The sequence below is a fragment of the Roseomonas chloroacetimidivorans genome (genome assembly GCF_049629625.1).
In the GTDB taxonomy this organism is placed as follows: domain Bacteria; phylum Pseudomonadota; class Alphaproteobacteria; order Acetobacterales; family Acetobacteraceae; genus Roseomonas; species Roseomonas chloroacetimidivorans.
This window is the reverse complement of sequence record NZ_JBNBZS010000152.1, coordinates 1-7,221: the sequence shown is the minus strand read 5'-3', so window position 1 is coordinate 7,221 and position 7,221 is coordinate 1. Positions and strand designations below refer to the sequence as shown.

6 protein-coding genes and 3 pseudogenes are annotated in these 7,221 nt (G+C 65.3%); 7 read left to right on the top strand and 2 right to left on the bottom strand.

The window, feature by feature from the left end; translation table 11 throughout:
* Positions 1-249, top strand: a 249-nt coding sequence (locus ACO1BU_RS35130; protein ID WP_424140541.1) for a DUF1330 domain-containing protein, incomplete at its 5' end; no start/stop codon positions are given.
* A gap of 201 nt (positions 250-450) precedes the next feature.
* Positions 451-1,023, top strand: a pseudogene (locus ACO1BU_RS35125) (IS630 family transposase); the annotation flags it as partial.
* 210 nt (positions 1,024-1,233) lie between these two features.
* On the opposite strand, the pseudogene ACO1BU_RS35120 reads toward ACO1BU_RS35125, so the two are convergent.
* Positions 1,234-2,294: pseudogene (locus tag ACO1BU_RS35120) on the bottom strand (IS110 family RNA-guided transposase).
* Between the two features lie 19 nt (positions 2,295-2,313).
* Between ACO1BU_RS35120 and ACO1BU_RS35115 the strand changes: the two are divergent.
* From ACO1BU_RS35115 to ACO1BU_RS35100, 4 genes are all read left to right on the top strand, one after another.
* Positions 2,314-3,087 (top strand): IS630 family transposase, encoded by a 774-nt coding sequence (locus tag ACO1BU_RS35115; RefSeq protein ID WP_424140540.1) that lies wholly within the window; start codon positions 2,314-2,316, stop codon positions 3,085-3,087.
* A 440-nt stretch (positions 3,088-3,527) separates the two neighbouring features.
* On the top strand, positions 3,528-3,866 hold the full coding sequence (locus ACO1BU_RS35110; RefSeq protein WP_424140539.1) for a hypothetical protein: 339 nt from the start codon (positions 3,528-3,530) through the stop codon (positions 3,864-3,866).
* A gap of 48 nt (positions 3,867-3,914) precedes the next feature.
* A complete protein-coding gene (locus ACO1BU_RS35105) occupies positions 3,915-4,766 on the top strand; it encodes a hypothetical protein (RefSeq protein WP_424140538.1) in 852 nt (283 codons plus the stop codon).
* A gap of 60 nt (positions 4,767-4,826) precedes the next feature.
* Positions 4,827-5,762, top strand: a complete 936-nt coding sequence (locus tag ACO1BU_RS35100) for a hypothetical protein (RefSeq protein ID WP_424140537.1) — start codon at positions 4,827-4,829, stop codon at positions 5,760-5,762.
* A 122-nt stretch (positions 5,763-5,884) separates the two neighbouring features.
* On the opposite strand, the pseudogene ACO1BU_RS35095 reads toward ACO1BU_RS35100, so the two are convergent.
* Positions 5,885-6,004: pseudogene (locus ACO1BU_RS35095) on the bottom strand (DDE-type integrase/transposase/recombinase); the annotation flags it as partial.
* A 293-nt stretch (positions 6,005-6,297) separates the two neighbouring features.
* Between ACO1BU_RS35095 and ACO1BU_RS35090 the strand changes: the two are divergent.
* Positions 6,298-6,996 (top strand): recombinase family protein, encoded by a 699-nt coding sequence (locus ACO1BU_RS35090; protein ID WP_424140536.1) that lies wholly within the window; start codon positions 6,298-6,300, stop codon positions 6,994-6,996.
* Positions 6,997-7,221 lie beyond the last annotated feature (225 nt).

Below are 7,221 nucleotides of genomic sequence, written 5' to 3'. Positions count from 1 at the left end.
GACCAGGAGGCCTACGCGCGCTACGCGCGCGCCGCCACGCCCGTGATCACGCAGTACGGCGGGCGGGTGCTGGTGCGCGGCGGCGCCGCCGAGGTGCTGGAAGGCGAGGGGCGGGCGCGCAACGTCGTCATCGAGTTCGACAGCCTGGACGGGGCGCTGCGTTACTACCGGTCGCCCGAGTACACGGCGGCGCGCGCCCTCCGGCGCGGAGCCGGTATCGCGGATTTCGTCGCCGTCGAGGGTATATGATCCCACCAGATCGATTGCTAGATCAGTAATGTTAAGACGCTCAAGCTGGCCATTTACGGTCGCGCCGGAGCAGACCTGCCCCGAGCGCGCAACTGCTTCCTCTCTGATCCGGCGCGGAGCGCTGAGAGTGAGAAAGAACCGCTGCAAAGAAAAGCCGCAGAAAGGTGAGTGTCCCGACCGCGAAATATCCAGCCAGTCGTGATGAGCTGTGATTCGCTGCGAGGAGCAGCGGGGATGGCGGTCATGGTGGCGCCGAAAGCGGTTCGGATCGAGTTGTCGGAAGGCGAGCGCGCCGAATTGGAGGCTCGCCTGCGCCGGCGCAAGATAACCCGCGGTGATGCACTGCGCGCCGAGATCGTGCTGTTAGCGGCAGAAGAGCTGAGCAACCTAGCCATTACCGAGCGGCTCGGGATCGCGCGCATGACGGTGGTGACTTGGCAGCGCCGATTCGCCGAGCGGCGGCTTGATGGTCTGACCGACGAACCCCGTCCCGGCGCGCCCCGGACAGCCACCGACGAGAAGGTGGCCGAGGTGGTGACCGCTACGCTGGAGACGCTGCCCGCGGGCCGGACGCACTGGAGTTCGCGCAGCATCGCCAGGGCTGCCGGGCTGGCGCCGTCGATGGTACAGCGCATCTCGAAGGCGTTCTCGCTGCAGCCACACCGGGTCGCGACCTCCAAGCTCTCGACCGACCCGCTGTTCGTGAAGAAGGTGCGCGACATCGTCGGCCTTTATCTCAGCCCGCCTGAGCGCGCGCTCGTACTGTGCGTCGACGAGAAGAGCCATGTGTGGATGGCCCCGGGCTGGCAAGGGGGAAACCGAGCATTTGGCGCAGAAGGTTGCTTGCGGTCATGTGTCCGGCCTCAGTCGCGATCGGCAATGACCGCAGGCCCCGACAGGTTCCGCAGGTCGGGTCCTCAACAGATCCTCGGGCTTGACGCCCTTCTGTTCTTCACGTTTCCCCCGACCCGTCGTTGCAACCGACTACTCCATCCCACTCCTTCTCCCTCGCAAGCCTCCGGCGGGCGGCCGCGGTTGTGCCGCGGCCACGATCCTGTAGGGCGTACCCCGCGCCATCACCGCCCAGGCGCTGCGCGCCGTCTTGTTGGCCAGGGCAACCGCGACCACCATACGTGGCCGCTTGGTGAGCAGGCCCTGGATCCAGGGGTTCGCCCGCGCTGCCTTGGAACAATACAGCACCGACTGGGCTCCGGTCACGAGCAGTCGGCGGATATAGGCGTCGCCCTGGCGGCTGGTCCTCCCGAGCCGGGCTTTCCCCGGGTCGAGTTCTGCCGTGGGACGAGGCCCAGCCAAGCGGCGAACTCTCGCCCACTTCGGAATGCCGACGGATCAGGCACCGTGGCGGCAACGGCGATGGCGACGAGCGGTCCGATCCCAGGGATGCGGGCGAGGCGCTGGCTGACGGAAGCAGCTTTGTGCTGGTCCAGGATGCGGGTGTCGACCTGGACGATGCGCGTCTCGGCGTCCTCGAGTTGCGCGGCCCGGAGCTGGACCAAGTCGCGGACCACTTCGGGAACAATGTCGTCCTGCTCCAGTCCCGCCACCGGCCGCCCGACATTCCAAGGCCCTTGCGCCTCGATCACGCTAAACTCAGCAAGGTGAGCGCGACTGGCGTTGATCAGTTGCGTTCGCTGGCGGACCAGCAGGTCGCGCACCCGGTGCAGCATAACGGCCGCCTGCTGCGCTTCGCCCTTCACCGGGACGAAGCGCATCAAGGGGCGGGGCACCGCCTCGCAGACCGCCGCCGCATCGGCGGCGTCGTTCTCGCCCCGCCGGAGATAGGCCTTCACGTACTGGGCGGGGATCAGACGCACCTCGTGCCCAGATGCCCGCAGTTCACGGGCCCAGTAGTGCGCCGTGGCGCAGGCCTCCATGCCAACCAAGCAGGGCTTCAGGGCGGCAAAGAAGGGTGCCACCTCGCGGCGCCGTAGCCGCCGCTTCAGGACAACGCTGCCAGACACGTCTACACCGTGGACCTGGAACACATGCCTGGCCAGATCAAGGCCGATCGTTGTAACCTCCATGGCGGTTGGCTCCCCATTGGTGACATTCGACAGCCACCGTCTTGGCACCGTGATGCCGGGAGGGGGCCATCCACCCCAACAGATCCAGGCTCTCGCCCGCACGCAACCCCTGTTGCCGCTCCGCCCCGGCCAGGTCGAAAGGCGCACCCACGACCACAAGCCGTGCGGCACGACCTCGCTGTTTGCGGCGCTGGACGTGCAGGCCGGGACCATCATCGGCAAGTGCATGCTGCTCCACCGAGTAGCGGAGTTCGGTAGCTTCCTCGACACGGTGGAGGCGAACATCCCCGAGGGCCTCGACATCTACGTCGTGATGGATAATGCCTCGAGCCACAAGGCGGTGATGATCCGCAACTGGTTCGCCAAGCGGCCGCGCTGGCACGTGCATTACACGCCGACCTCAGCCTCCTGGTTCAATCAGGTCGAGCGTGTCTTCGCCCTGCTGACCGACGACGCGATTAGGCGAAGCGCCTATCGCTCCACAGCAGAGCTCGAAGCCGCCATCACGGCCTACACCGAAGCCCACAGCGCCGAGCCAAAGCCCTTCTGCCGGACGAAAACCGCCGACGACATCCTCACCGCCGTCCAACGCTTCTGCCATGCACCGTCAACGTCCAGGCCAACTGCCTGGGAACTTCAGAGTCAGAACACTTTGGTGGTTCTGACAGTCCCGGCCATTGCGCTGGCCCACATCGACGGCCAACCAGTCCTTGCATCCACCTTCTGGATTTTGAAAAATCTTGCTCGCCACTGCGTGATCTTCTACCGCAGGTTGAGCTTCACACCCATGTGACCAACCGGGGTTGTTCCTGATGCTCGCGAAGCTTGTTTCAAATGCTCGTTGGGATTTACGTATATGACAGGAAGACGGGCCGAGAAAGTTGTGTCGGTTCTGCGATGCCTTTTCCACATAGTGGATCGCTCCCACAGGGGCTCTTTAGCAAAGCAGATCAAGCTCCCAAGAGTGATAGGCGTAGCCGGATAGATTTCTGACAGTGCCTTCGGATCACCGTCAATGAGGCCAAATACAACAGCCGATTTTCTGCACCGTTAGCAAGCGGCGGCAGCCAACGACCTACGGCACTCGAGGAGTGTCCACTGCTATGGGCAGGGCGAGAGGGGGGTCATAAGGCGTGCGTCATCCGGGATGCAAAGCGTCTGCGCGATTCAGCTCTGGGATGGGATCGTGCCCGACGCGAGCCAATCAGGGCCCGCTCTCTCGTTCCTCGAGGCATGCCCTCCATCACGCTCGCGGACGTCCTGGAGGGCATTGCTGCCGGCGGTTACATCCGCGGAATCACGGCCGAGGCGCAGGAGCCGGACAATCGGGCGACGCGCTACGCCCTTTACATCCTCACTTCGTGGCAGCAGGGCTACCACGTTTTCCATATCGCATGGCCCTCCCGGCCACGGCTGTTCAAGGATCTTGACCGGCTCATGGAGATGCTCCGCTTCGAGTTTCTCTTCCGCGGGGCGGCCAGCGTCACGCTGGCAGGAGAGCAGGTCGCGCAGAAGAGCGCCCGGCTCCGCGGCCGGCGAGACGGTTCGAAAACCGATTCTGTGGAGTCCTAGGGCAGCGACGCTCTGGCGCCAGGCCGGCGGTTCACAGGAGGCCGTGCGATGATGCTAAGCGCTCCTCATGATGCCGTGCTCGCGGATGCACAGGCAGCGTCCGGCGCGTGCGAGGTATCACCCACTACGGACGACGAACACCTGGTCGTCTTTTGCACCTCCGTAATAGAATTTGACGCTGTCGTCTATTCCAAGGTTGAGCAGGGCGCGCAGATGATGTCGGGCGAGCACGCCACGCTGATGCAGACCTTGTCGGATATGGACGTGGACAGAGTCGACAAGATCTACCAAATTTCCGCCACCCCGGCTTCGAGTGAGCGAGGTCTCAAGAGCAAGCTCGCCGTCATTGAGCGGTTGCTGTCACGTCGGCTGGAGGAGCCGTCGCCCGCACGGGATACTCTGCTACTCTCCTTCGTATCCGATATCGAGAGGGTATGCGAAGCGGCGTTTACGGGCCGGAACTGCACGATCTCCAGCCCTTTGGATGAAAGTACCGACCTCCTTTCCATCAGTCGAACATGCTTGTCCCTGCTCGCTCAGCTGCAGGAGGGATACGCACATCTTCAGGACGACAGCCTGCCTCTTGAGAGGCTCGATGAACTGGCAGCGGAGTTGTGGCCGACCTTCCAAAAGGCAGAGGCCGCGGTCGAGGCTCTGATCGACATGCAGGCGTTGTCGCTCCATGCGGCACAGGTCAAGGCCAGAGTGCTGGAGCAGGCGCTGAGGCTCGACGACAGCGACACTCACGACCTCCGGGTCGATCTGGCCCGGTCCTATATCGCTGATCTTGCCTGGCTTCTCGCCGAGACTGATCGCGAATGCGAACTGGCCGGCCCCACTGGCCACTGGTGGACCAGCCTCATCAGCCGGATCCTGCGGCGCGGAGTGCCGCGGCGTTAACTCGCGCGCCGTTCGCACGGCACCCTCTTACCCTCCACTCGTCTACGCACTGGAGGCGTCATGCGATCCTACCTTCTGGCTTCTTGCCTGGTCCTCGTGCCCGGGCTTGCCCTGGCTGAGCCACATTGCAGCCTGCCACCGCCCATGGCGGGGTCGGCGGCGGCCACCAACCCGCAGCTCCCCTCGATGATCCAGGTTGACGCTCCCGCTGATTCGACCCAGGTCCAAGTACCCGCTGTGGCTCCGTCGCCGTCGGCGGCACTGCGTGGCTCCGGGACGCAAGCGTCCGCTGAGACGGTGCAGCAGCTGCCGGCCCTGCAGCAAATCGTGGCCTCGGGGGCGACGCTGACCGACCTGGGCCAGTATCATGGCATGCACCGGGTGGTGGCCCGCACGGGCGACGAGCTGATGGTGGGCTCCACCACGCCGGACGGGCAGGCCATCGTCGCCGGGCTGATGTCTGACCTATCCGCGGCCGAGCTGGCGCGGCTCGCGGGCGGCAACCTGACGGAACTCGGGATACAGCACGGCCTGCGCGGCATGCTAGTCAAGAGCGGGACGCAGTTCCAGGTGTTCTACGCAACGCCGGACGGCGAGCGGGTCATCCCCGGCGTGATGTGGGACGCCTCGGGCAAGAACCTGACGCGCGATCAGATTTCGGCGGTACCGGGGGCCGTCCCGACCGTCACCATCGGCGACACCGGCACGCCGGCGCAGGGAGCCAGCCCCGCCGCGGCCACGGCGCCACATGCCGCCTCGGCGCTGCGCCTTGTGCAGGCGACCACCTTCGGCACGATCGGCAACGCCTCGGCGCCGCGGCTCTGGATGTTCATCGACCCGCAGTGCTCCTTCTCGGTGCAGGCGATGCAGCACCTGCAGCCATATGTCGCGAGCGGTCGGGTGCAGCTGGCCATCATCCCGCTCTCGGTACTCGACTACGAGGACCAGGGCCGGAGCACGACCAGTGCGCTGGCCAGGTTCTGTTGCGAAGTTTGAGGCTGACCCCGAACAAGAACGAAGACGCCCCGGATCAGGTCAGGTCACGCCGCCAGCTCGAACAGTGAGGCGACGAACTCGGCCTGGGCTCCCATATCTCGTCCGCCGATGCTCCTGACCTGGCCCTTTCTGATCATCGCCATCGCCTCGTAGCCAGCCAGTGTTCGCCGTGCCGTATGGAACCTGCCGAAGCCAAGCCCCGGTCTGACCAGGCGTTTCACGCGCCGATGGTCTTGTTCGATGGCCTAATCGCAAATGACAAATTTTGCTTGGTACGCCGGACGCGCTTGCGCCTGAGCTGGTCTCGGCTGGCGCTGCGAGAGCGCTCTAAGCGGGCGGGCACGGTCCCAGCTTTGTCCCTCCAGTCGGGAGGGACAGATGCGATGCCAGTGGATCGTGCGTCGGACGACATGGCCAACTCCGGATGGCCAGCGTCGATGGGATCGGGCCTACCAGGAGGTGCTGGCCTGGACGACGGCGCTGGCCGCCGAGCCTGCCGGCGCATGGCGCGACCCCGGCGTGCGGGAGGATGGCCATGAGGGTAGCCCTCTATGCCCGGGTGTCGACCCAGCGCCAGGCGCAGGCCCAGACCGTCGAGCAGCAGATGGAGCGGCTGTCGGGCCACGCGCGGGAGCAAGGCTGGGACGTGCCGGCCGATCATGTCTTCCGCGATGACGGCTACAGTGGTGCGTCCCTGCGGCGCCCAGGCCTGGATCGCCTGCGCGACCGCGCTGCCGCCCGTCAGCTTGACTTGGTTCTGATCACGGCGCCGGACAGACTGGCGCGCAATTATGTCCATCAGGTCTTGTTGCTCGAGGAATTGCAGGGACATGGCTGCGAGGTGCGGTTTCTCGACCGTCCCATGAGCCAGGACCCGCATGACCAACTGCTGTTGCAGATCCGCGGTGCGGTGGCGGAGTATGAGCGCACGCTGATCACTGAGCGCATGCGGCGTGGCCGCCAGCGCAAGTTGGAGGCGGGAGTGATGCTGCCTTGGACGAGAGCGCCTTTCGGCTACCGGGTGGATCCAGATCGCCCGCGCGACCCTGCAGGTGTCCGCATCGAGGAGGCCGAGGCAGCCATCGTGCGCGAGATGTTTGCCTGGTATGCGGATGAAGCCCACAGCTTTTGCTCTCTGGCACGCCTGCTGGAGCAGCGCGGCATCCGAACCTCGACGGGCCTGGCCCGCTGGAACCTGGCCAGCATCCGCGGCCTGCTTACCAACCCGGCTTAGGCCGGCCAGGTCTATGGCAACCGCTGGCATCGCCGCGGCACGTTGGAACGGCGCTCGGCAACAGCGCCACGTAAGCATTCGGCGATGAGCCGGGTGGACGCTGAACCGCGCCGGGTTTTGCGGAGGCTCCAACTCTTGAGAGGATGGAGCCATGACGAAGCGAACCCCACCTTTTTCCCCCGAAGTCCGCGAACGTGCGGTGCGGATGGTGCTGGAGCACCAGGG